Below are 22069 nucleotides of genomic sequence, written 5' to 3' on the forward strand. Positions count from 1 at the left end.
GGTCGGCCCGGTCGGCCCCGTCGACGGTGTGCAGCCCGGCACGGGTCGTGCCGACCGCGGACGGCACCCAGAGCGGGTCGGCGGAGCCGCCGACCGCGAGGGATCCAGAGCCGCATCCAGCGAGGGCGGCGGCCACCGTGCCGTCGGTGAGGACAGGGGTCAGCCAGACGCCGTCGACGCCGTGGCGGACCGCCCACGGGAGCGCGTACGAGCCGAAGGACTTCGCGACGACCAGGTCGGGCATGCGGCCGTCGAGCGCAGTCACGATGGCGCCCTCGACGAACGCGACCGGGTCGGCCTTCGCGGCGGCGTCGACCGCCCAGGTGGGCGCGACGACCTCGGCGCCGTACCCGGCGGCTATCGCGTGCGACCACCACAGCAGCGGCGCCTGACGGCCGTAGCCGGCGCCGGGCAGCAGCAGGACGAGCGGGGGCGTGGTGGTCGCGGTCACGCTCCGGACGCTACCGCCCGGTGGCCGCAACGCCGAGGGCACGACGGGGGGATGTCGGAACCCCGTGCGACGATCGGGCCCGTGCCGTTGAACTTCACCGCGATCGACTTCGAGACCGCGAACAGCTCGCCCGCCAGCGCCTGCTCCGTCGGACTCGTCAAGGTCCGCGGCGGCCGGGTCGTCGATCGGGCGTCGTGGTTCATCCAGCCGCCGGACGGGCACGACGCCTTCCTGGAGTGGAACACGCGCATCCACGGCATCGTCGCGTCGGACGTCGTCGGCGCGAAGGGCTGGGCGGAGCAGTACGCGGACATCGTGGCCTTCGCCGAGGGGGACGTCCTCGTCGCGCACAACGCCCGCTTCGACATGGGCGTGATCGCCGGCGGGTGCTCCGCCACGGGCACCGAGCTGGCCGAGCACCACTCGCTGTGCTCCCTGCAGGTGGCCCGCAAGACCTACGCGCTCGAGCCAGCACCACGACGCGGCCGCGGACGCCGAGGCCTGCGCCGCGATCGTCGTGCACGCCGCCGGCCAGCACGGGTGCGACACGGTCGAGGCGCTCGGGGCGGCGACGCGCGTGCACATCGCGCCGGTCCGACCGCGTGCCGAGCAGCCACGGGCGACGACGCAGCCGCGGCAGCCGCGCCTGTCGAACCGGGTGGTATTGTCACGACAATCCGTCCGGCGCTGTCGCCGACCCCGTCTTCCCGAAGGACCGCGATGACCAACGAGGGCCAGCTGCCGTCCGACCTGTTCCTGGACCTGGACCGGTCGGGTCCGATGCCCCTGTACTTCCAGGTCGCCTCGCGCATCGAGGAGACGATCCGCTCGGGTGTCCTGCCCCCCGGTGCCCGGCTCGAGAACGAGATCGCCCTCGGGGAACGCCTGGGCCTGTCGCGGCCGACGATCCGCCGGGCGATCCAGGACCTCGTCGACAAGGGGCTGCTCGTTCGTCGGCGCGGAATCGGCACGCAGGTCGTGCACGGCCCGGTCACGCGGAAGGTCGAGCTGACCAGCCTGTACGACGACCTGGCGCAGGGGTCGCAGGCGCCGACGACGAAGCTGCTGGAACGGAACGACGTGCCGGCCTCGGACGTCGTGGCCGAGGCCCTCGGCGTCGCCCCCGGCACGGTCGTCGCCCACATCCGCCGGGTGCGGTTCGCCGAGGACGTGCCGATGGCGGTGCTCGAGAACTACCTGCCGCCGGAGTTCACCGACATCACCGACACCGACCTGCAGGCGCACGGCCTGTACCAGCTGCTGCGCGGCCGGGGCGTGACGATGCGGGTCGCGAAGCAGCGGATCGGTGCCCGTGCGGCGACCGGCGACGAGGCCGACCTGCTCGAGATCGAGGACGGCGACCCGGTGCTCACGATGAGCCGGACGGCCTACGACGCATCGGGCCGGGCGGTGGAGTACGGCGTGCACTGCTACCGCCCGGACCGCTACTCGTTCGAGGTCACCCTCGTCGACAAGTAGGTCGTGCGACTGTCCCGACAGAGCCGGGACGGGTCAGCTCGCGGAGGGGACGCCGAGCTCGCCGGTGACGTACTGGGCGCGGCCGAACCCGAACGACCAGTCCTGCGGGCCGTTCTCGTAGAGGCCCTGCTTCGCCTCGTCGCTGCGGCCGCGCTGCGTGAAGACCTGGATGATGACGACGCCCTCGGTCCGCTCGAAGCCGAGGCCGGCGTCCTGCGCGATGATCTGCTGTGCGGGGTGCTCGGTGATCACCTGGAAGCGGTCGCGCTCCGGGATGCCGTACTCCGAGACGATGGCGGTGTGGATCGCGTCGGCGGCGGACCTGCTCGGGGGTGCGGCCGGTGGCGAGGTCGATACGGACGAGGGACTTTGTCATTACATACTAACAAGCGCCGGTCCAGAAGTCTCCCCGAGACGGACTGGAGGCGCGGTGCCAGCCTGCACCACGCCTTCAGTCCGCTTCTCGGTGCGTCTCCAGCACCGGTGTCGCCGCCCGGTAGGTGAGCGGCCCGTCGACGCGCGCCACGTCGTGCCACGCCCCGTCGGCGAGCGAGGCCTCCGCCGCCTCCACGATCGACGCGGCCGCCAGGCCGTCGGCCACAGACGGGGCGAGCTGCTCCCCGCGGCGGACGCTCGCGACGAACTGCGCGGCCTCGATCGTCTTGAGGTCGTCGTACCCCATCGCGGTCCCGGCGCCCGGCTGGAAGCGGGCGAACTCGCCGTCCCCCGGAGCGACGAGGTGCGTCGTGTAGCCCGCCACCTCTTGTCCGTCGAGGAAGACGTCGAGCTCGTTCAGGCGTTGGAAGTCCCAGCGGACGGACCCCTTCGTCCCGTACACCTCGAGTGCGTACTCGGCGTGCGGCCCGCGCATCACCCGGCTCGAGTCCATCGTGCCGACCGCGCCGTCCTCGAAGCGGAACAGCAGGGCGGCGTAGTCCTCGTTCTCGACCGGGCCGTGCTCACCCGTCGCCGCCGCCGTCCGGTCGACGATCCCCCGCCCGGGGCGCGGACGGGTCTCGATGAACGTCTCGGCGAGGGCGCTCACGCTCGCGATCCGACCGACGACGTACTGCGCCAGGTCGAGGCCGTGCGACAGCAGGTCGCCGAGGACCCCGGAGCCGGCCCGTTCACGCTCGAAGCGCCAGGTGAGCGGCGCTGCGGGGTCGGACGAGTAGTCGGCCAGGAACGCCCCGCGGACGTTCGTGATCCGTCCGAGCCGACCGCTCCGGACGAGCTCGCGGGCCCGTTGGATCGCGGGGGCGTGCCGGTAGTTGAAGCCGACGCTCGTGATCACGCCCGCGCGTTGGACGGCCTCGTGGATCTGCCGCGAGTCGCTCGCGTACCGGCCCATCGGCTTCTCGATCCAGAACGGCTTGCCCGCCTCGGCCGCGGCGACGGCCACCTCGCGGTGCAGGAAGTTCGGCGAGCAGATCGACACCACGTCGACCTCGGGGTCGGCGAGGACCTCGTGCCAGTCGGCGACCGCGCGCTCGTACCCCAGACGCTCGAGTGCCTGGTCGCGGGCGGCCTCGACGGGGTCCGCCGCGACGACGAGGCGCGGCTGCACACCGAGCTCCGGGAAGTGGTCGGGCAGGGCGCGGTAGGCGCGGGAGTGCAGGCGGCCCATCCAGCCGACCGAGATGAGACCGACGCCGATCGTGTCCGCGGTCATGCCGCCGGGACCACGATGTCGCGGACCAGGGCGTCGAGCTTCGCGTCGGCGTCCAGGAACTGCCGCAGCGTCGTGACGGTCGCGCCGAACCGGTCGAACTCGTCGATCGTCATACCGTCGACGTCGTACCCGCGGGCGAACTCCGGCGTGGCCGCACGCAGGGCGTCGAGGACGTGTGCGGGGACCTCGTCGTCGATCGCGTCCGGACGCCAGGGGAACGCGTTGTCGTTGATGTCCTTCGTCCACTGGAACGGCGGCGAGACGACGAGGTCCCCGCCCTGGAACTCCGACCAATGCAGGGCGTTCCGGAAGGCCGCGACGAGCACCCGCGACCGGAACCCGCGCTCGCGGAACACCCGGTACGCCTGCTTGACGGCGGCGACCCCGGCCCACTCGAGGATCCCCGGGTCGACGAGCACGTGGTCGCGCCCCACGACGGTCTTCAGCCAGTCGTCGAAGCGGCCGGCCATGAGCGTCACGACGTGCCCGAACTCCTGCTCCGGCAGTCCGTCGGCGGCCCGGCGGTCCAGGGCGCGCTCGATCGCCTCACCGACGGCGACCACCTGCGGCACCGTGAACGACACGGTCGCGTTGATCGAGACCCCGCGGTACGCGGCCTCCTCGATCGCGGCGATCCCGACCTTCGTGGCGGGGATCTTCACGATGATGTTCGGCGCGAGCCCGGAGAACCGGACGGCCTGCTCCACCAGCGCGTCTCGGTCACGGTGCAGTCGCGGGTCGGTCTGCATGCTGAGGCGACCGTTGCGGCCGCGATCGAGAGCTCCTCGACCGCCTTCCAGCCGATCCAGGACTCCCCCGCGGTCGGGTGCTCCGCGGCGATCTCGCGGATGCGGGGCACCCACCGGTCGGGGTCCTGCTGGATGCAGGTGAACGCGATGACCGGGTTGCAGGTGGCGCCGCCGCGCCGTACTCGTGGATCGCGGTGGACAGCTCGCGCGGGTCGGCGGAGTCGTTCCAGAGCGCCGTCGGCGTGGCGGTCGCGGCCTGCAGGGTGACCGGGCGGGGGTCCGCGGCGGCCCGGTCGGCAGCCGTCTCGAGCGTGGTGGTCATCGGGTGAGTCCCTTCGTGATCGCGTCGAGCTGGGAGCGGGACACCGCGTCGGCGTTCTCGTCCTCGGCGAAGACGCTCGACACGGCGACGGTGTCGTCCCGGTCGGTGAAACCGATGCGTGCCAGGCCCGCCCAGAAGGCGTCGAAGTCGACGTCGGCCTGTCCGACCGGCAGGTGCTGGTGCACGCGCGCGGTGTTCCCCGGCGGGTTCGAGATAGTCCCCCGCGGCGTCCATGATCGCGTCCATGTCGCCGCCGTAGTGGAAGGTGTGGCAGGCGACGTAGACGAAGCCGACGTGCTTCGAGTTGAGCCCGCGGATCACCCGTAGGGCCTCGAGGCCGTCCTCGACGAAGTCGTCGGGGTGCGGGTCGATGAGGACGCGCAGGTCGGACGACTCGATGATCGGCAGGAGCTCCTCCATCGAGCGGTAGAAGGCGTCCTCGGACTCCTCCGCACGCTCCGGTCGCCCAGAGAACTCGGTGTTGATCGTGTCGACGCCGAGCCGCTTCGTGATCTCGATGACCCGCTTCCACTTGGTCACCGCGGCCTCTCGGGCGTCGCGGTCCGGGCCGGACCAGCGGAGCACGGGCAGGACGCTCGCCACCTGCACCCCGGCGTCGCGGCACGCTGCGGCGAACGCGTCGACGAGGTCGTCGTCCGCCTTCGGGTGCCGGTAGAACGGGATGAAGTCCTTGTGCGGTGTCAGCTGGAGGTACTCGTAGCCGAGGTCCGCGACCTTCTGCGGGAACTCCAGCAGCGACAGGTCGTGGTGGAACGGAGTGGGGTCGAGAGCGATCTTCGGCATCAGGCCTCCGCGGTCGCCGGCTCGCGCTCGGCCGCGGTGTCGTAGAACGCGGGCTTCGTCAGCGCGTACTCGACCGTCTCGTGCGCGCCGGACTGCTGGGCGCGCACGGCGACCTCGGCCACGACGGACGCCGTGTACCCGTCCCAGGCGCTCGGCCCGTCGATGCCGCCGTTCCGCGCGGCGTCCACCCAGCGCTGCACCTCTTCGTCGTAGGCGGCACCGAAGCGCTCCTTGTACGACGGCGTGACGCCCTGCGACGACTGGCCGGCGGACACGATGGTCGGCGAGTTGTCCCGGCCGATGTACGCGACCCCGGACTCGAAGACCGCGTCGGTCGTGACCTGGTAGCCGAACTGAGCGTTCACGTTGATCTCGACGATCGCCATCGTCCCCGACTCGGTGGTGAACAGCACGAACTGCGGCTCGGGAAGGTCCGCCGGCGCGAGCGAGTTCTTCCGCGGCTTCTTGACCTCGACGCTCGTGATCGCCTCGCCGGTCAGGAAGGGGATGATGTCGATCTCGTGGATCACCGAGTCGTGGATGAGCATCGACTCGCTGAAGTTCGGCGGGGTCGTCGGGTTGCGGTGGGCGTGGTGCAGGGCCAGCAGGGCGCCGTTCGCCCCGGACTCCCGGAGCGCCCGGAGCTCCTGGTAGCTGGCGTCGAACCGGCGCATGAAGCCGACCTGGATGACCGGGTGGTCGGCGTGCTGCTGCTCGAGCTCGACGATGCGCAGCGAGTCCTCGGCGCTCGTCGTCAGGGGCTTCTCGCACAGCACGGTGAGCCCGCGCTCGAGCGCGGTCACCAGGATCGGCTCGTGCAGGAAGCCCGGCGTCGCGATCACGACGGCGTCGATCTCGGTCGCGGCGAGCGCCTCGTCGAAGGACGCGGCCGTGACCGCGCCGGGGGCGAGGGCGGCGGCGGCCTGCGCGCGTACCTGGTCGGGCTCGACGACGGCGACGACGTCGGCGTTCGAGATCTTCGCGGTGATCCGACGGACGTGGTCGGCGCCCATCATGCCGGCGCCGACGACGGCGACGCGGAGGTGGCGGTGCGTCAGGAGACGCGGGCGGCGGCGGTCGAGCCGAAGATGTGCTGGAACGTGCGCTCGGCGATCGGGCCGGGGGCGTCGACCGAGCAGCCGTACATGTCCTGCTCGACGATCCCGAAGATCTGCGGGTTGATCGCGGCGACGGCCTCGATGATCGGTGCCAGCTCGGGGGTGCCGTGCGGGGGCTCGGTCATGATCCCCTGCGCGACGGCGTCGCCGAACGGGACGTCGTTCTTCAGGACGTCGAACAGCAGGTCGGTGTCGACCTGCTTGAGGTGCAGGTAGCCGATGCGCTCGGGGTGTTCGGCGATGAGCTTGAGGTTGTCGCCGCCGTAGTAGGCGAAGTGACCCGTGTCCAGGCAGAGGTTCGTGTACGCGGGGTCCGTCTCCGACAGGAACCGCACGGTCTCGCGGTAGGTCCCGACGTGGCTGTCGGCGTGGGTGTGGAACTGCTGGTGGACGCCGTACTCCTCGAGGAGCGCCTTGCCGAGCTGGTCGTGCCCCTTCCCGAGCCGCTCCCACTGCTCGTCGGTCAGCGTCCGGGACTCGAGCACCTCGGCGGTGGCGTCCGAGCGCCACAGGTCGGGGATCGTGACCAGGTGCTCGGCACCGAGCGCGGCGGCGAGCCCGGCGACCTTGACCGCCTGGTCCCATGCGCGCTGGAACTGGTCCTCGCCCTTGTGGAAGCCCGTGAACACGGTGCCGGCGGACAGCCGGAGTCCGCGGGACTCGAGCTCGTCGGACAGCTGCGCGGGGTCGGTCGGCAGGTAGCCGTAGGGGCCGAGCTCGATCCACCGGTACCCGGCGGCGGCGGCTTCGTCCAGGAAGCGCTGCCACGGCACCTGGTTCGGGTCGTCCGCGAACCACACGCCCCACGAGTCGGGAGCGGTGCCGATGCGGATCGAGGCGGCAGGGGTTTCGGTCATGGCGGGTGGTGTCTCTCTGCAGTGGTGGGCGGGTGTCTCAGCCGAGCAGCGGGCGCTGGGCGGCGACCTGCTGCTCGTACTCGGCGCGGGCCTGCTGGGTGCTCGGCAGGGTCGAGGTCTGGGCGACCGGGACGTCCCACCAGCCGTGGCCGTCCGGGGCGTAGACGAGCGGGTCGGAGTCGACGTGCACGAGCGTGGTGTGGTCGTTCGCCTTGGCCTGGCGGACGGCGGCCTCGAGGTCGGCGATCACGTCCGGCCCCGGCTGCACTTCGATCACGTCGACGCCGTACGAGCGGGCGTTCGCGGCGAGGTCGACGGGCAGCGGGTCGCCGTTCTCGAACGACTGCGTCTCGTCCAGGTAGCGGTACTTCGTGCCGTACCGCTCGGACCCGACGGTCTCGGACAGGTGCCCGATCGACGCGTACCCGTGGTTCTGGATGAGGACGACGACGATCTTGATGCCCTCGGCCACGGCGGTGACGAGCTCGGTGTGCAGCATCAGGTACGAGCCGTCGCCGACCATCACGATCGCGTTGCGGTCGGGGGCGGCACGTCGGACACCGATCCCGCCGGCGATCTCGTAGCCCATGCACGAGAACGCGTACTCGACGTGGTAGCCGAGCTCGTCGCGCACCCGCCACAGCTTGTGCAGGTCGCCCGGGAGCGACCCGGCCGCCTGGATGACGACGTCCCGCGGGTCGGACGCGCGCTGGACGGCGCCGATGATCTCGGCCTGCCCGGGCAGCGCGTTGCCGGACGGTGCGAGTGCGGCGTCGACGACCGCGTCCCACTCGGCCTTGCGCGTCGCGATCTCGTCGGCGTACCCGGCGTCCACCGAGTACGACGCGAGCTCGGCCGTCAGGGCGGTCAGGGTCTCGCGGGCGTCGGCGATCACCGGCAGCTGCGACCCGTGCTTGTAGGCGTCGAAGGACGCCACGTTCACGTTGACGAAGGTGACGTCGGGGTCCTGGAACGCGGTCCGGGACGCGGTCGTGAAGTCGCTGTACCGCGTGCCGATCCCGATCACGACGTCGGCCTGCGCCGCGACGGCGTTGGCCGCGGCCGTGCCCGTCGCGCCGATGCCGCCGAGGTACTGCGGGTGGTCCCACGCGAGGGCACCACCGCCGGCCTGGGACGTGCCGACCGGAATGCCCGTCGCCTCGACGAACTCCCGCAGCGCGTCGGCCGCGTCGGCGTAGAGCACGCCGCCGCCGGCGACGACCACGGGGCGCTCCGCCGCCCGGATGGCCGCGACCGCGCGGGCGAGCGGCCCGCGCTCGGGCAGCGGCCGTCGGATGTGCCACTCGCGGGGCTGCAGGAACGCGACCGGGACGTCGAGCGCCTCGGCCTGGACGTCCTCGGGCAGCGCGATGGTCACGGCGCCGGTCTCGGCCGGGTCGGTCAGCACGCGCATCGCCGCGAGGGCGATCGAGAACAGCTGCTCAGGTCGCTCCACCCGGTCGAAGTAGCGCGACAGCGGGCGGAACGCGTCCGTCACCTGGAGCGAGGTGTCGTGCGGCAGCTCGATCTGCTGCAGCACGGGGTCGGTGGTCCGCGTCGCGAAGGTGTCCGACGGCAGCAGCAGTGCCGGGAGCCGGTTCGTCGTGGCGAGCGCCGCGGCGGTCAGCATGTTCGCCGCACCGGGGCCGACCGAGGCCGTCGCGGCGAAGGTCGCGCGGCGGCGGTGCATGCGGGCGAAGCCGACGGACTGGTGCACCATCGCCTGCTCGTTGCGCGCCTGGTGGTACGGCAGCAGACCGGGTTGCTCGACGTGCAGCTGCTTGATCGCCTGCCCGAGCCCGGCGACGTTGCCGTGCCCGAAGATCCCGAAGATCCCGGGGACGGTCCGCTCGCGGTGGTCGCCGTCGACGGTCCACTGGTTCGCCAGGAACTCGACCAGGGCCTGGCCGACGGTCATCCGACGGGTGTTCATCGGGCGGTCTCCTCTCCGTAGGGCAGGCGCGGGTCGATCGTCTCGGTGTCCCACACCTGGCGGACCCAGCCGTGCGCGGGGTCGTCGGTGATGTTCCAGACGCGCTCCGGGTCGGGCCCGGCCATCACGTTCAGGTAGTACATGTCGTAGCCCGGTGCGGCGACCGCGGGACCGTGCCAGCCGTACGGCACCAGGGCGACGTCGCCGGTGCGGACCTGACGGAACTCGTCGATCGGACGGTCGTCGGAGGCGTACGTGCGGTGCAGGGCGAAGGGCTCGGCGCCGGCGGGGGCGTCCACGCCGCGGGCCACGTCGACCTCGTAGTAGTAGATCTCCTCGAGGTTCGACTCCTCGCCGTCACGGTGCGTGTCGTGCTTGTGCGGCGGGTACGACGACCAGTTGCCGGCCGGCGTGATCACCTCGCACGCCAGGAGCTTCACCGCGTCGAGCCCGGCCGGGGTGCCGAAGTTGTGCACCTGCCGCGACGACTGTCCGGCCCCGCGGAGCTCGACGGGGACATCGGCCTTCGCGATGTACGCGACCGGCTTGACGACGTCGGTGGGCGCCTCGGCCACCGCGACCCGTCCGGATCCGGTGATCTGCGCCTGCAGTCCGGACCCCAGGTACAGGACGTCGGTCGGTCCCTCGAAGACCCCGCCACGTCCCTCCAGGCCCTGCTCGCCGTTCTCGGCACGGGACCAGGTGACGTGGAAGCTCCCCGAGAGCGGCACGACCATGCGCTCCACGGCAGCGGCCGGGAGGCGCAGCTCGGCCCCGTCGGACACCGTGCCGGTCCGCAGACCCGTGTGCTCCCACCCCGCGATGCGTCCGTCCACGACGTCGGTCCAGCCGGCCTCCGGCCGGCTGCCGCGCGGGTTGAACCAGTGCTGTCCAGCCATCGGTTGGGTCAGCCGTTCGACGGGAAGCCGAGATTGATCCCGCCGTGCGAGGGACCACCCCTCTCGGCCGGATCTGCCCAACGGGAGGTGATCGCCTTCTGCCGCGTGAAGAAGCTCACGCCGTCGGCGCCGTACGCCTTGTGGTCGCCGAACAGCGAGTTCTTCCAGCCGCCGAACGAGTAGTACGCGACCGGCACGGGGATCGGGACGTTGATGCCGATCATGCCGACCTGCACGTCGCGCTGGAAGCGCCGGGCGGCGCCGCCGTCGTTCGTGAAGATCGCCGTGCCGTTGCCGTACGCGCCGGAGTTGATGAGCTCGAGGCCCTCCTCGTAGGACTGCACGCGGACGACCGACAGCACCGGGCCGAAGATCTCCTCGGTGTACACGCGGCTGGTCGTCGGCACCCGGTCGATCAGCGTCGGCCCGAGCCAGAAGCCGTTCTCGTCGCCGTCGGGTCGGACGGTGCGGCCGTCCACCACGACCACCGCACCGTCCTGCTCGGCGACCTCGATGTACGAGGCGACCTTGTCGCGGTGCTGCTCGGTGACGAGCGGGCCCATGTCGCAGCCACGGCGCCCGTCCCCGATGCGCAGCGTCGCCGCGCGCTCCGTGATCTTCGCGATGAGCTCGTCGGCGACCGGCTCGACGGCGACGACGACCGAGATCGCCATGCAGCGCTCGCCCGCGGAGCCGAAGCCCGCGTTGATCGCGTTGTCCGCGACGAGGTCGAGGTCGGCGTCCGGCAGCACGAGCATGTGGTTCTTCGCGCCGCCGAGGGCCTGCACGCGCTTGCCGTGCTTCGTGCCCGTCTCGTAGACGTACTGCGCGATGGGGGTCGAGCCGACGAACGAGATCGACTCGACGTCGGGGCTCGTGAGCAGGCCGTCGACCGACTCCTTGTCGCCGTTCAGCACGGTGAAGACACCGTCGGGCAGCCCGGCCTCCTGGAACTTCCGCGCGAGCCAGATCGCCGCGGACGGGTCCTTCTCGCTCGGCTTCAGCACGACGGTGTTGCCGGCTGCGATCGCGATCGGCAGGAACCAGAGCGGGACCATCGCCGGGAAGTTGAACGGCGAGATGATGCCGACGACGCCGAGCGGCTGCCGGATCGAGTAGACGTCGATCCCGGTCGAGACCTGGTCGGAGAACTCGCCCTTCATGAGCGACGGGATGTTCGTCGCGAGCTCCACGACCTCTTGTCCGCGGGCGATCTCGCCGAGCGCGTCCGAGACGACCTTGCCGTGCTCGCTGGTGATGATCTCGGCCAGCTCGGCCTTGTCGCGGTTCAGGATCTCGCGGAAGGCGAAGAGGACCTGCTGGCGCTTGGTGAGCGACAGGTCGGCCCACGCCGGGAAGGCCGCCTTGGCGCTGGCGATCGCGCGCTGGATCTCGGCCTGGTCGGCGAGGGCGACCTGCTTCGTCACGACGCCGAGCGCCGGGTCGTACACGGGCGCCGTCCGACCGGAGGTGGAGGTGACGTGCTCCCCGTCGATCCAGTGGCCGACGGTCGTGGTGCCGGACCGCTGGTCGGTCGACTCGGTGGTGGTCATGCGTTGCTTCCTTCCGGGACGGACAGGGGCGAGGGCTGCTGGGCGGGTGCCGGGGTCGAGGAGTGCGGGACGTGCGCCGGTGCGGCGGACCGGCCCCGGTCCTCCAGGCCGTGGACGAGGGACGCGGCGACGTCGACGGCCGCGGCCACGTCGCCGTCCCGGGGGTAGAGGAGGGTGCGCCCGACGACCAGTCCGCGGACCCCGGGGAGCGCGAGGGCGTCGGCCCACGTCGCGTACGTCTCGTCCGGGCTGCCGGAGGGGTCGCCGCCGAGCAGCAGCGTCGGCAGCGTGGTCGCCGCCATCACGCGCGCCATGTCGTCGACCACCGGGATCTTCAGCCAGCTGTAGGCACTCGACTCGCCGAGTCCGGCGGCGATGGCCATCGACGTGATCACCGCGTCGGCCGACAGGTCGTTGACGACCCTGCCGTCACGCCACGAGGACATGAACGGCTCGAGCATGATCGGCAGCTGCAGCGCGGCGGCCTCGCTAACCGCCTTCGCCGTCGCCTCGAGCGTCGCGACGGTACCGGCGTCCTCGAGGGCCACGCGGACCAGCAGCTTCGCGAAGTCGAGCCCGGCGTCCTTGATCGCCTGCGCAGAGTACGCGGTGTAGCGGTCGTCGAGCTCGAACGTCGCGCCGCGGAGTCCGCCGCGGTTCATCGACCCGACGACGACCTTGCCGTCGAGTGCGCCGAGGAGCGCGAGGTCCTCGAGGACGTCCGGCGTCCCGAGCACCCCGTCGACACCCGGCCGACCGAGGGCGACGACGAGCCGCTCGAGCAGCTCGTAGCGGTCGGCCATGGCCGTGGCGTCGGACCCGACCGCCAGGGCGCCGCGCGCCGGATGGTCGGCGGCGACGATGAAGAGCTTGCCGTCGTCGGCGAGCAGCGGGCGACGGGTGCGGGTGCGGAGCACGTCCGCGACCCGCTCCGGTGCACCGGCCCGCAGGTCGCGCAGGCGGGCGAAGTCGGCGGAGCTGATCTCAGGCATCGACGTCCTCCTTGGTGGGTTGCACGGGGTTCTCCTGCAGGAACTGCTCGATCTCGTCGCTCGTCGGCATCGCCGTCGAGCACTCGAAGCGGGTGGCGACGATGGCCCCGGCGGCGTTCGCGAACGCGAGGGTGCGGTCGAGCGACCACCCCTGCAGCAGTCCGTGCACGAGCGCGCCGCCGAACCCGTCGCCCGACCCCAGGCCGTTGACGACGTCGATGGTGTGCGGGCGGAACTCGACCACCTCGTCGCGGGTCTTGGCGAGCACGCCCTTCGGGCCCTGCTTCACGATCGCGACCTCGACCCCGCGGTCGAGCAGGGCGTCGGCGGCACGGACCGGGTCGGTCTCCCCCACCGCGACCTCGCACTCCTCGCGGTTGCCGACGGCGACGGTCGCGTGCTCCAGGGCGACGGCGACCTCGCGCGTCGCCGCCGCGGGGTTCGACCAGAACATCGCCCGGTAGTCCAGGTCGAGCACTGTATACATCCCTCGGGCAAGCTCCGCTTCGCTCCGCGCCCTCAATGCCGCGTGGTGGGCGCTGCGGCTCGGCTCCTCGCTGAGGCCCGTGACCGTGGTCCAGAAGACCCGCGCGCGCTCGATCTCGTGCAGCGGCAGGGACTTCGTGGTGATCATCAGGTCCGGCGCCTTCGGGGCCCGGTAGAAGTACAGCGGGAAGTCGTCCGGCGGGAACACCTCGCAGAACGCGACGGGGGTGTTGAGCCCCGCGACGGTCTCCACGAACGTGTTCGCGACGCCGAACTCGGGCAGTGTCCGAGCGATGTAGCGACCGAACGGGTCGTCGCCCGTGCGGGTGATCACGGCGGCGTCGGCACCGTGCCGTGCGGCGGCGATGGCGACGTTCGTGGCGCTGCCGCCGACGGACTTCGAGAAGGTCGTGACATCCTCGAGCGGGCCGGTCTGCTGCGGGTAGATGTCGACGGACACGCGGCCCATGGTGATCACGTCGTGTGCGTGGGGGGCTTCATCGGTCATGCGACGCGGGGACCTTCCGTGCGGCTTCATCGTCGGACGGTCACGACTGTACACCGCGTTTGGCCGAATGTCATTACATGGATCGGCCCAGGTTGGCGACGCCACACCGCCGGCTTGGAGGCACGGTGTCGGTGGGCACTGCCACGGTTGCGTCATGCAGATCCTCGCGCTGGTCATCGGTCTCGTGCTCGGCGCCGCCGTCGGCGCCGTCGTCGCCTGGTCGCTCGCCCGCTCCCGGGCCGGCGTCGACGCGGCCGCCGCACATGCGACGGCCGACGCGCTGCGCGCGCAGCTCGACACGGTCCGCTCCGACGCCGAGGAGCGGCTCGACGCGCAGGACGCCCAGTACCGGCGGCAGGTCGACTCGCTCGAACGCCGGGCCGCCGAGCTCGAGCACCTGCTGCAGCGGATGCACGGGGTGGACGCGGCGCGCCAGCAGGGCGAGTCGAAGGTGCTCTCGGCGCTGAGCCCCGTCGCGCAGACCCTCGACGTCATGCGCGCCAAGATCGCCGAGCTCGAGCAGTCCCGCAGCGAGCAGTACGGCGCGCTCTCCGCACAGCTGCGGTCCGCCGCCGAGTCCGAGGAACGGCTGCGCGCCACCGCCGACACGCTCGCGAGCGCCCTGTCCTCGAACAGCACGCGGGGCGTCTGGGGCGAGACCCAGCTGCGGAACGTGGTCGAGGCGGCCGGGCTGCTCGAGCGCGTGGACTTCGACGTGCAGTCCGCCGTCACCACGTCGGCCGGCGCGGCTCGACCCGACATGGTCGTGCACCTGCCCGGCGGCAAGACGATCGCCGTCGACGCCAAGGTGCCCTTCAGCGCCTACCTGCAGGCGGCGGAGATCCCGGCGGGAGCCACCGGCGCCGAGGGCGCGCGGCGCGACCAGCTCGTCGCGCAGCACGTCAAGGCGCTCCGGGCGCACGTCGACGCCCTCGCTGCGCGCGAGTACTGGTCCGGGTACGACGTCTCGAGTGCCCTCGCCGCCGACCCCGGGCTGCTCGACCACGCCTTCCGGAAGCGGATCGCCCTCGCCTCGCCCGTCACGCTCTGGTCGGTCCTGAAGACCGTGGCGTTCTCCTGGCAGCAGGACGTCGTCACCGCCGAGGCGCGCGAGCTCCTCACGGTGTCGCGCGAGCTGTACGGCCGACTCGCGACCCTCGGTGGGCACGTGGACAAGCTCGGACGGGCCATCCGGGGGTCCGTGGTCGACTACAACCGGTTCGTGGGGTCGCTCGAGCGCCAGGTGCTGCCGAGTGCCCGGCGGCTGTCGCTGCTCGACGAGTCGAAGGTCATCGCCGACCCCGTGTCGATCGAGGACGAGCCGCGGTTGCTCACGGCGCCGGAGCTGGTCGGGGCGCTCGACGAGGACTGAGCGGCCGCTGCGGCGCGTTGCACCCGGGAACGAACATCGCACCCCGCCGAGACGGGGTGCGATGTCAGCCTGGGGGTGCGATCCCCGTCACGTGCGGCGGATCAGAACCACTTCTCGGCGCGGTGGTCAGCCTGGATCCGGCGGATCGTGTTCGAGCGGGACCGCAGCACGAGCGAGTCCGTGTGGATGACACCGCGTGAACGGCGGACGCCGTCGACGAGGACACCGTCGGTGACACCGGTCGCGACGAAGAACGTGTTGTCGCCCGTGACGAGGTCGTCCTGGTCGAGGACCTTGTCCAGGTCGTGCCCGGCGTCGATCGCCTTCTGCCGTTCCTCGTCGTGATCGCGCACGCCGTGATGATGCCCTCCGGGGTCCCGCCGACACCGACGCACATGTCGATCTTGGAGCCGGGCAGCGCCGCCGAGATGCCGCCCGCGACGTCACCGTCGAGCAGCAGCCGGGTGCCGGCACCGGTCGCACGGATCGCGCGGATCAGCTCGTCGTGGCGGGGACGGTCGAGGACGGCGATCTGCATGTCCTCGATGTCCTTGTGCTTCGCCTTCGCGAGCGCGCGGATGTTCTCGCCGATCGGCTTCTCCAGGTCGAGGACCCCGCGACCCTCGGGTCCGGCGGCGATCTTGTCCATGTAGAACACGGCCGACGGGTCGTACATCGAGCCGCGGTCCGAGACGGCCATCACCGAGATCGCGTTCTGACGGCCGGCGGCGGTCAGCGAGGTGCCGTCGATCGGGTCGACCGCGATGTCGCAGGCCGGGCCGTGGCCGTTGCCGACGTGCTCGCCGTTGTAGAGCATCGGGGCGTTGTCCTTCTCGCCCTCACCGATGACGACCACGCCGTCGAAGTTCACGGTGCCGAGGAACTTGCGCATCGCGTCGACGGCGGCACCGTCCGCGAGGTTCTTCTCACCCCGACCCACCCACGGCTGCGCACGGATCGCGGCGGCCTCCGTCGCACGCACGAGCTCGAGCGCCAGGTTGCGGTCGGGCTGGAGGAACAGGGAGCCGGTCTCAGTCGTGGGAGTCACGACCAGAGCCTACCCACCGCCCTCACAGGAGCCACACCGGGTGCACGGACGTGCACCCGTAACGCCTCCAGTCCGCCTGACTAGGCTCGGCGTGGACACCACCACGTCGAAGGAGATCGCAGTGCCCATCGCAACGCCGGAACAGTACGCCGAGATGCTCGAACGAGCGAAGGCCGGCAAGTTCGCCTACCCCGCGGTGAACGTGTCCTCCTCGCAGACGATCAACGCCGTCCTCCAGGGACTCCAGGAAGCCGGCTCGGACGGCATCCTCCAGGTGACGACGGGCGGCGCCGACTACTTCGCCGGCCACACCGTGAAGAACCGCGCTGCCGGCGCCCTCGCGATGGCGCGCTTCGCCCACGAGGTCGCGAAGAACTACGACATCACGGTCGCGCTGCACACCGACCACTGCCCGAAGGACGCCCTCGACGGCTTCGTCCTGCCGCTCATCGCCGCGAGCGAGGAAGAGGTCCGCCAGGGCCGCAACCCGATCTTCCAGTCGCACATGTGGATCGAGAAGACGCGGAACATCAACGCGATCCTCGAGGTCGAGATCGGCGTCGTCGGCGGCGAGGAGGACGGCGTCCAGCACGAGGGCACGAACGACGCGCTCTACACGACCCCGAACGACGTCGAGAAGGTCGTCGACGCGCTCGGCCTGGGCGACCAGGGTCGCTGGATCGCGGCGCTCACCTTCGGCAACGTGCACGGCGTGTACAAGCCGGGGGGCGTCAAGCTGCGTCCGGAGCTCCTCGGCGAGATCCAGCGTTCCGTCGCCGAGAAGCACGGCACCGGCGAGAACCCGCTCGACCTGGTCTTCCACGGCGGCTCCGGCTCGACCGACGACGAGATCCACGAGGCCGTCCGCAACGGCGTCATCAAGATGAACATCGACACGGACACGCAGTACGCGTTCACGCGCTCGATCGCCGACTCGATGTTCCGGAACTACGAGGGCGTGTTGAAGGTCGACGGCGAGGTCGGCCCGCGTCGGCGAGGCGGCGAAGGTCCTCGGCTCGGCCGGGCACACCAAGGGCTAGTCCACACCGGACGGGAGGCACGGGGCGCGTCCGACGGACGCGCCCCGTCCTGCGTCCGGTCACCACTGGGCGTCGTGCACCGCGGGCCGTGCCACCAGTACGTCACCGAGTCCCCCACCGCGTTCCACGCGGCAGCGGCGGCCCGCGACCGACTCGTCGCGGCGGGCTTCACCGAGCTGTCCGAGCTCGACGCGTCGCCTGGCGACTGCCGGAGGGCGCGACCGCGACGACCCCGTTCCGCATCCTCGGCGCGCACACCGACTCCCCCACGTTCCGCGTCAAGCCGAACCCCGCCGTGCGGACCCTCGGGTGGGAGCAGCTCAACGTCGAGGTCTACGGCGGAGCGCTCCTGTCGACGTGGTTCGACCGCGACCTGCAGATCGCCGGCCGGGTGGTCGACGCCGACGGCAGCGTACGGCTCGTGTCCACCGGGCCCGTCGCGCGCATCCCGAACCTCGCGATCCACCTCGACCGCGGGGTGAACGACGGCAAGGAGATCGACCGGCAGCGCCACACGATCCCGATCGTCGGCGTGGGCGGCGACGACGGCGGCACGGACGTCACCGCGTGGCTGCGTGCCCGGGTGGGCGACGCGGTGTCGTGGGACCTCTTCCTGGCCGACACGCAGGCCCCGGCGCGGATCGGCATCGAGCGGGAGTTCCTGGCGTCCGGACGGATGGACAACCTGACGAGCGTGCACGCGGGACTCCGCGGGATCGTCGACGCCCCCGCGGACGGCGCGCACATCCCCGTGTTCGCCGCGTTCGACCACGAGGAGATCGGCTCCTCGACGCCGTCCGGTGCCGGTGGTCCGTTCCTCGAGAACGTGCTCGGACGCTTGCAGGAGGGCCTCGGCGCCTCGCGGTCCGAGGCTGCCCGGGCGTTCCGTGCCTCGTGGCTGCTGTCGAGCGACGCCGGGCACCTCGTGCACCCGAACCAGCCGGAGAAGCACGACCCGACGAACCGCCCGCGTCCCGGCGGCGGTCCGCTCCTGAAGATCAGCGCGAACCAGCGCTACATGACCGAGGCGAAGGGCGAGGCGGTCTGGGCTGCCGCGTGCGACACCGCCGGCGTGCCGTGGCAGCCGTTCGTCAACGTGAACACGATCCCGGGCGGCTCGACGATCGGCCCGATCGCGGCGACGCGGCTCGGCATCCCGACGATCGACATCGGCGTCGGCCTGCTGTCGATGCACTCGGTCCGTGAGCTCGTGCACGTCGACGACCTCGCGGCACTGCACGGCGCGGTCGCCGCCTTCCTGGCCGGGTAGGGCTCGTCGGGCGCACTCGTCGGGCGGGCTCAGCCGCCGGAGTGCTGCATCACGGCCTGCAGGAACCTGGGGTCCTGCAGCACGACCACGATGAACGCGGTGACGCTGATCGCCGTGGCGACGACCCCGCCGAGGAGCGGCACCCAGAAGGTCCGTCGGCGTGCCCGGAGGCGACGGATCGACCACCACGTCACCAGCGCGAACACGACGACGCTGCCGATCGCACCGACCACGGCCGCGGTGGACAGGGCTGCTGGGTCCGCGAAGGTCGTGTACTGCTGCTCGAAGGTCTCGCGCACCGAGGACGCGACCTGCGACACCGAGAGCGACTGCACGGTCGAGAACAGCCCGGTGACGAGCAGTCCGACCGTCAGCACGAAGTCGAGCGGGGACGCGCCGAACCGGCTGCGCGGTACCTGCTGGGCGGCCGCCGCGGACTTCGCCGTCGCGATCGGCTGCTCCTCGCGGCGCTCCTGGGCTCGACGCTCGTCCTCGCGGCGCTGGGCCTCCAGGACCGGGTTCACCCACCCCTCCGGGGCGTACTCGCCGTACTCCGGTGCCGGACGGCCGTGGACCCGGCCGACCGCGGGACCGGCAGCCGACCCGGCGGAGGCGGGGCGTGCCTCCCGGCCGAGCGCCGTCTCGTCGACGTGACCCGGCTCGCGGGCCGGGGCCGCGGACCAGTCCCCGCCGCTCACCGGCGACGCCCGCCGAGCGCACGCGTCGGGTTGCCCGACGCGTCGGTGCGCAGTTCCTTCGGGAGCGAGAACATGAGGTCCTCGTGCGCGGTGACGATCTCCTCGACGGTGCCGTAGCCGGCGTCCGCGAGCTGCTCGAGCACCTCGGCGACGAGTTCCTCGGGCACCGAGGCGCCGCTCGTCACACCGACCGTGGCGACGCCGTCGAGCCACTCCTGGCGGATCTCCTCGGCGTAGTCGACCCGGTGCGCGGCCTTCGCGCCGTGCTCGAGCGCGACCTCGACCAGTCGGACGCTGTTCGAGGAGTTCGCCGAGCCGACCACGATGACCAGGTCGGCGGCGGGGGCGACCTTCTTCACCGCGACCTGGCGGTTCTGGGTGGCGTAGCAGATGTCGTCCGACGGCGGGTTCTCGATGGACGGGAACTTCTCGCGGAGCCGGCGGACGGTCTCCATGGTCTCGTCGACACTCAGCGTGGTCTGCGACAGCCAGACGAGGTTGTCGGGGTCCGGGACCTCGAGCACGGCGACGTCCTCGGGGCCGTTCACCAGGATCGTGCGTTCGGGGGCGTGGCCCATCGTGCCCTCGACCTCCTCGTGCCCGGCGTGGCCGATGAGGATGATCGTGCGCTCGGCCTTCGCGAACCGGGTGGCCTCTCGGTGCACCTTCGTGACGAGCGGGCAGGTCGCGTCGATGGCGTGCAGGTCACGTTCGGCGGCGCCGGCGACGACCGCCGGGGACACCCCGTGGGCGCTGAAGACGACGTGGGCGCCGTGCGGGACCTCGGCGACGTCGTCGACGAACACCGCGCCGCGCTGCTCGAGCGTCGAGACGACGTGGACGTTGTGGACGATCTGCTTGCGCACGTAGACGGGCTCGCCGTACTGCTCCAACGCCTTCTCGACCGCGACGACCGCCCGGTCGACCCCCGCGCAGTAGCCGCGCGGGGCGGCGAGCAGGACCTTCTTGTCGCCCGGGACCGGCTCGTCCCGCAGGCGACCCCGCGCTGCGTGCACGCGCGGCGGGGCGAGCGGGACCGTTCGGCCGTTGGTGATCGTCACGCCCCCGATGATAGGTGCGCGGGCGGCACGGGGCCTGGGACGGCGGGGTGCGCGGCCGGGCGGTGTCGCCGGACGCGCGGCCACGCGGTGTCGCCGGTCGGCGGTCGCTCTGCCCGGCGGTGTCGCCGGGATGCGGCAGCATGGGGGCATGGCGATCGAGCAGGGCCCACCGACGGCCGACAACCCGTGGCCCGTCGCGCTGCTCGGCGCGAAGATCCGCGACTGGATCGACCGGCTCGGCGTCGCCTGGGTCGAGGGCGAGATCACCCAGTGGAACGTCGCCGGCGGCAACGTCTACGGCAAGCTCAAGGACGTCGAGGTCGACGCGACCGTGTCCTTCTCGATCTGGTCGAGCGTGCGCTCCCGGGTGCCGGCGGACCTGAAGCAGGGCGCCCGCGTCGTCGCGGCCGTCAAGCCGAACTACTGGGTCAAGGGCGGCTCGCTGACGATGCAGGTCGTCGAGATGAAGCACGTCGGGCTCGGTGACCTGCTCGAGCGCCTCGAACGGCTGCGCCGGACCCTGGCGGCCGAGGGGCTGTTCGACCCCGCCCGCAAGAAGCGCCTGCCGTTCCTGCCGCACCGGATCGGCCTGATCACCGGCAAGGACTCCGACGCCGAGAAGGACGTCAAGCGGAACGCGCAGCTGCGGTGGCCGCAGGTGGAGTTCCGCACGGTGCACACCGCTGTGCAGGGCGAACGGGCGGTGGGCGATCGTGGCCCGCGGCGGCGGCGACTTCCAGAACCTGCTCGGCTTCAGCGACGAGGGGCTGGTCCGCACCGCGGCGGCCGCGTCGACGCCGATCGTCTCGGCGATCGGGCACGAGGCCGACCGACCGATCCTCGACGAGGTCGCGGACCTCCGAGCCTCGACCCCGACGGACGCGGCGAAGCGGGTCGTGCCCGACGTGGCCGAGGAGCTCGCCAACGTCCGGCAGGCCCGGGCACGCCTCGGCCTGCGGCTGTCGCACACCCTGTCCGTCGAGGCGGACCGGATCGCCGCGCTCCGCTCCCGCCCCGCCCTGGCGTCGACCGCGTGGCTCGTGGACACCCGGGCAGAGGAAGTGGCGCGCGACCTCTCCCGCGCCCGCGAGCTGCTCGACCGTCGACTCGAGCGCTCGCACAGCGACGTCGGGCACCTGACCGGCCGGCTCCGCGCCCTCTCCCCCCGGGACACGCTGCGCCGGGGCTACGCCATCGTGCAGACCGCGGACGGCGGGGTCGTCCGCGGCACCGACGACCTGTCCGGACCGACGCCCGTGCACGTCACGCTCGGGGCGGGCACGGCGACCGGCACGCTCGAGCCCGACGGGCCGGGGCCGGACGGGTCCGGGGCCTGACGGGTCCGGGGCCTGCCGCCGAGCCGGACGCGCCCGGCGCCGCGGGCCGCGAGATCCGGCGCCGCACCGTTCTCCACCGGTCCGGCCGCCGGTACGCCGCGTCGGAGGGTGCTCGGTAGGATCGAGTGGTGTCGACCCAGCAGGAACCCGTGCCGTCCGACGTGCAGTCGCTGAGCTACGAAGCGGCGCGCGACGAACTCGTGCGCGTCGTCACGGAGCTCGAGCAGGGGTCCGCGACGCTCGAGCGTTCGCGGAGTGGCTGGTCGGCGCCCGTGCCCGGCTCGACGCCGCCCGTGCGTCCACCGCCGGTCCGAACGCTGACGGTGCGGGCGACCAGGACGGAGCGGACCGGTGACCGACGCCGAGACCTGGGCGCGCAAGGACGCCGCACGCCGCACCCGTCGTGAGCACCAGACGGCG

15 protein-coding genes and 7 pseudogenes are annotated in these 22069 nt (G+C 72.0%); 7 read left to right on the forward strand and 15 right to left on the reverse strand.

Going from position 1 to position 22069, the window contains the following annotated elements; all coding sequences use genetic code 11:
- On the reverse strand, window positions 1-451 hold a 451-nt coding region (locus tag HUN58_RS20250), incomplete at its 3' end, for a hypothetical protein (protein WP_217488517.1).
- An 81-nt stretch (window positions 452-532) separates the two neighbouring features.
- On the opposite strand from HUN58_RS20250, the pseudogene HUN58_RS11375 reads away from it, so the two are divergent.
- Both HUN58_RS11375 and HUN58_RS11380 read left to right on the forward strand, forming a co-directional pair.
- Window positions 533-1175: pseudogene (locus tag HUN58_RS11375) on the forward strand (exonuclease domain-containing protein).
- Window positions 1172-1930: a GntR family transcriptional regulator gene (locus HUN58_RS11380; RefSeq protein ID WP_114848932.1), complete on the forward strand. Its 759-nt coding sequence runs from the start codon at window positions 1172-1174 to the stop codon at window positions 1928-1930. The pseudogene HUN58_RS11375 and the gene HUN58_RS11380 overlap by 4 nt, the downstream one beginning before the upstream one ends.
- 33 nt (window positions 1931-1963) lie before the next feature.
- Here HUN58_RS11380 and HUN58_RS11385 read toward each other — a convergent pair.
- The 11 genes and pseudogenes from HUN58_RS11385 to iolC all read right to left on the reverse strand — a co-directional run bounded on the left by HUN58_RS11385 (window position 1964) and on the right by iolC (window position 13823).
- A pseudogene (locus HUN58_RS11385) lies at window positions 1964-2306 on the reverse strand (tautomerase family protein).
- A 75-nt stretch (window positions 2307-2381) separates the two neighbouring features.
- Entirely contained in the window at window positions 2382-3602 is a 1221-nt protein-coding gene (locus HUN58_RS11390) for a Gfo/Idh/MocA family protein (RefSeq protein ID WP_180225590.1), read from the reverse strand.
- On the reverse strand, window positions 3599-4351 hold the full coding sequence (locus HUN58_RS11395) for a transaldolase family protein (protein WP_254631458.1): 753 nt from the start codon (window positions 4349-4351) through the stop codon (window positions 3599-3601). Before HUN58_RS11395 ends, HUN58_RS11390 begins: the two co-directional genes overlap by 4 nt.
- 318 nt (window positions 4352-4669) lie before the next feature.
- A pseudogene (locus HUN58_RS11400) lies at window positions 4670-5477 on the reverse strand (sugar phosphate isomerase/epimerase family protein).
- Window positions 5477-6535 (reverse strand): Gfo/Idh/MocA family protein, encoded by a 1059-nt coding sequence (locus tag HUN58_RS11405; protein WP_302694873.1) that lies wholly within the window; start codon window positions 6533-6535, stop codon window positions 5477-5479. Before HUN58_RS11405 ends, HUN58_RS11400 begins: the two are co-directional and overlap by 1 nt.
- Entirely contained in the window at window positions 6532-7452 is a 921-nt protein-coding gene (locus tag HUN58_RS11410; RefSeq protein WP_114848926.1) for a sugar phosphate isomerase/epimerase, read from the reverse strand. Before HUN58_RS11410 ends, HUN58_RS11405 begins: the two co-directional genes overlap by 4 nt.
- A 37-nt stretch (window positions 7453-7489) precedes the next feature.
- Window positions 7490-9385 (reverse strand): 3D-(3,5/4)-trihydroxycyclohexane-1,2-dione acylhydrolase (decyclizing), encoded by a 1896-nt coding sequence (gene iolD / locus HUN58_RS11415; RefSeq protein ID WP_180225592.1) that lies wholly within the window; start codon window positions 9383-9385, stop codon window positions 7490-7492.
- Window positions 9382-10284 (reverse strand): 5-deoxy-glucuronate isomerase, encoded by a 903-nt coding sequence (iolB, locus tag HUN58_RS11420; RefSeq protein WP_180225593.1) that lies wholly within the window; start codon window positions 10282-10284, stop codon window positions 9382-9384. Before iolB ends, iolD begins: the two co-directional genes overlap by 4 nt.
- Before the next feature lie 8 nt (window positions 10285-10292).
- Complete coding sequence (locus tag HUN58_RS11425; protein ID WP_114848924.1) at window positions 10293-11837, reverse strand: CoA-acylating methylmalonate-semialdehyde dehydrogenase; 1545 nt, start codon at window positions 11835-11837, stop codon at window positions 10293-10295.
- The gene (locus HUN58_RS11430; RefSeq protein WP_058741750.1) at window positions 11834-12829 is read right to left on the reverse strand and encodes a class I fructose-bisphosphate aldolase; all 996 of its coding nucleotides are present in this window, start codon (window positions 12827-12829) and stop codon (window positions 11834-11836) included. The genes HUN58_RS11425 and HUN58_RS11430 overlap by 4 nt, the downstream gene beginning before the upstream one ends.
- Window positions 12822-13823 carry a 5-dehydro-2-deoxygluconokinase gene (gene iolC / locus HUN58_RS11435; protein ID WP_180225594.1) on the reverse strand — a complete coding sequence of 334 codons (1002 nt, stop codon included), beginning with the start codon at window positions 13821-13823 and terminating at the stop codon, window positions 12822-12824. Before iolC ends, HUN58_RS11430 begins: the two co-directional genes overlap by 8 nt.
- Window positions 13824-13977: 154 nt before the next feature.
- Here iolC and HUN58_RS11440 point away from each other — a divergent pair, with 154 nt between their 5' ends.
- Entirely contained in the window at window positions 13978-15195 is a 1218-nt protein-coding gene (locus HUN58_RS11440) for a DNA recombination protein RmuC (protein WP_208745510.1), read from the forward strand.
- A 101-nt stretch (window positions 15196-15296) separates the two neighbouring features.
- Here HUN58_RS11440 and HUN58_RS11445 read toward each other — a convergent pair.
- Window positions 15297-16153 (reverse strand): annotated as a pseudogene (locus HUN58_RS11445) (fructose-bisphosphatase class II family protein).
- Window positions 16154-16364: 211 nt separating this feature from the next.
- Between HUN58_RS11445 and HUN58_RS11450 the strand changes: the two are divergent.
- Window positions 16365-17283, forward strand: a pseudogene (locus tag HUN58_RS11450) (class II fructose-bisphosphate aldolase).
- A gap of 88 nt (window positions 17284-17371) precedes the next feature.
- Window positions 17372-18553, forward strand: a complete 1182-nt coding sequence (locus tag HUN58_RS11455) for a M18 family aminopeptidase (protein ID WP_368075737.1) — start codon at window positions 17372-17374, stop codon at window positions 18551-18553.
- Window positions 18554-18582: 29 nt separating this feature from the next.
- Here HUN58_RS11455 and HUN58_RS11460 read toward each other — a convergent pair whose 3' ends face one another.
- Both HUN58_RS11460 and HUN58_RS11465 read right to left on the reverse strand, forming a co-directional pair.
- The gene (locus HUN58_RS11460; protein WP_058741755.1) at window positions 18583-19251 is read right to left on the reverse strand and encodes a DUF6264 family protein; all 669 of its coding nucleotides are present in this window, start codon (window positions 19249-19251) and stop codon (window positions 18583-18585) included.
- A complete protein-coding gene (locus HUN58_RS11465; protein WP_180225597.1) occupies window positions 19248-20312 on the reverse strand; it encodes a 4-hydroxy-3-methylbut-2-enyl diphosphate reductase in 1065 nt (354 codons plus the stop codon). The genes HUN58_RS11460 and HUN58_RS11465 overlap by 4 nt, the downstream gene beginning before the upstream one ends.
- A 148-nt stretch (window positions 20313-20460) precedes the next feature.
- Here HUN58_RS11465 and HUN58_RS11470 point away from each other — a divergent pair.
- Both HUN58_RS11470 and HUN58_RS20530 read left to right on the forward strand, forming a co-directional pair.
- Window positions 20461-21649 (forward strand): annotated as a pseudogene (locus tag HUN58_RS11470) (exodeoxyribonuclease VII large subunit).
- 128 nt (window positions 21650-21777) lie between these two features.
- Window positions 21778-22004, forward strand: a pseudogene (locus tag HUN58_RS20530) (exodeoxyribonuclease VII small subunit).
- Window positions 22005-22069: the final 65 nt, after the last annotated feature.

Source organism: Curtobacterium sp. Csp1, from assembly GCF_013347185.1.

Coding starts and splice junctions, on each gene's coding strand:
- HUN58_RS11380 (WP_114848932.1), top strand. CDS start 1,172: ATGACCAACGAGGGCCAGCTGCCGTCCGACCTGTTCCTGGACCTGGAC.
- HUN58_RS11390 (WP_180225590.1), bottom strand. CDS start 3,602: ATGACCGCGGACACGATCGGCGTCGGTCTCATCTCGGTCGGCTGGATG.
- HUN58_RS11395 (WP_254631458.1), bottom strand. CDS start 4,351: ATGCAGACCGACCCGCGACTGCACCGTGACCGAGACGCGCTGGTGGAG.
- HUN58_RS11410 (WP_114848926.1), bottom strand. CDS start 7,452: ATGACCGAAACCCCTGCCGCCTCGATCCGCATCGGCACCGCTCCCGAC.
- iolD (WP_180225592.1), bottom strand. CDS start 9,385: ATGAACACCCGTCGGATGACCGTCGGCCAGGCCCTGGTCGAGTTCCTG.
- iolB (WP_180225593.1), bottom strand. CDS start 10,284: ATGGCTGGACAGCACTGGTTCAACCCGCGCGGCAGCCGGCCGGAGGCC.
- HUN58_RS11425 (WP_114848924.1), bottom strand. CDS start 11,837: ATGACCACCACCGAGTCGACCGACCAGCGGTCCGGCACCACGACCGTC.
- HUN58_RS11430 (WP_058741750.1), bottom strand. CDS start 12,829: ATGCCTGAGATCAGCTCCGCCGACTTCGCCCGCCTGCGCGACCTGCGG.
- iolC (WP_180225594.1), bottom strand. CDS start 13,823: ATGACCGATGAAGCCCCCCACGCACACGACGTGATCACCATGGGCCGC.
- HUN58_RS11440 (WP_208745510.1), top strand. CDS start 13,978: ATGCAGATCCTCGCGCTGGTCATCGGTCTCGTGCTCGGCGCCGCCGTC.